At 58.2% G+C, this 1,085-nt stretch carries 1 protein-coding gene; it reads left to right on the plus strand.

Annotation, left to right across the window (positions count from 1 at the left end; translation table 11 throughout):
• Nucleotides 1-69 precede the first annotated feature (69 nt).
• Nucleotides 70-930 carry an aminoglycoside N-acetyltransferase AAC(3)-IId gene (gene aac(3)-IId, locus FTT77_RS17205; RefSeq protein ID WP_000557454.1) on the plus strand — a complete coding sequence of 287 codons (861 nt, stop codon included), beginning with the start codon at nucleotides 70-72 and terminating at the stop codon, nucleotides 928-930.
• The last annotated feature ends 155 nt before the right edge of the window (nucleotides 931-1,085 follow it).

Genomic DNA, 1,085 nt, shown 5'->3' on the forward strand with positions numbered 1-1,085 from the left:
ATCTCGATAGGTATAGTAGAGTGATATCTCGATAGGTATAGTGTTTTGCAGTTTAGAGGAGATATCGCGATGCATACGCGGAAGGCAATAACGGAGGCGCTTCAAAAACTCGGAGTCCAAACCGGTGACCTCTTGATGGTGCATGCCTCACTTAAAGCGATTGGTCCGGTCGAAGGAGGAGCGGAGACGGTCGTTGCCGCGTTACGCTCCGCGGTTGGGCCGACTGGCACTGTGATGGGATACGCGTCGTGGGACCGATCACCCTACGAGGAGACTCTGAATGGCGCTCGGCTGGATGACGAAGCCCGCCGTACCTGGCTGCCGTTCGATCCCGCAACAGCCGGGACTTACCGTGGGTTCGGCCTGCTGAATCAATTTCTGGTTCAAGCCCCCGGCGCGCGGCGCAGCGCGCACCCCGATGCATCGATGGTCGCGGTTGGTCCGCTGGCTGAAACGCTGACGGAGCCTCACGAACTCGGTCACGCCTTGGGGGAAGGATCGCCCGTCGAGCGGTTCGTTCGCCTTGGCGGGAAGGCCCTGCTGTTGGGTGCGCCGCTAAACTCCGTTACCGCATTGCACTACGCCGAGGCGGTTGCCGATATCCCCAACAAACGGTGGGTGACGTATGAGATGCCGATGCTTGGAAGAGACGGTGAAGTCGCCTGGAAAACGGCATCGGATTACGATTCAAACGGCATTCTCGATTGCTTTGCTATCGAAGGAAAGCCGGATGCGGTTGAAACTATAGCAAATGCTTACGTGAAGCTCGGTCGCCATCGAGAAGGTGTCGTGGGCTTTGCTCAGTGCTACCTGTTCGACGCGCAGGACATCGTGACGTTCGGCGTCACCTATCTTGAGAAGCATTTCGGAACCACTCCGATCGTGCCTCCGCACGAGGCCGTCGAGCGCTCTTGCGAGCCTTCAGGTTAGAGGCCGTCGACAATGATAATCTGGATCAACGGACCTTTCGGCGCCGGAAAGACGACGCTCGCTAAGCGGCTGCGCGATCGGCGTTCCAAATCGCTGATCTTTGACCCCGAGGAAATCGGGTTCGTGGTGAAAGAAACGGTCCCCATGCCAGCGAG

Origin of the sequence: Acinetobacter sp. YH01010 (assembly GCF_013420775.1) — a bacterium.
In the GTDB taxonomy this organism is placed as follows: Bacteria; Pseudomonadota; Gammaproteobacteria; order Pseudomonadales; family Moraxellaceae; genus Acinetobacter; species Acinetobacter amyesii.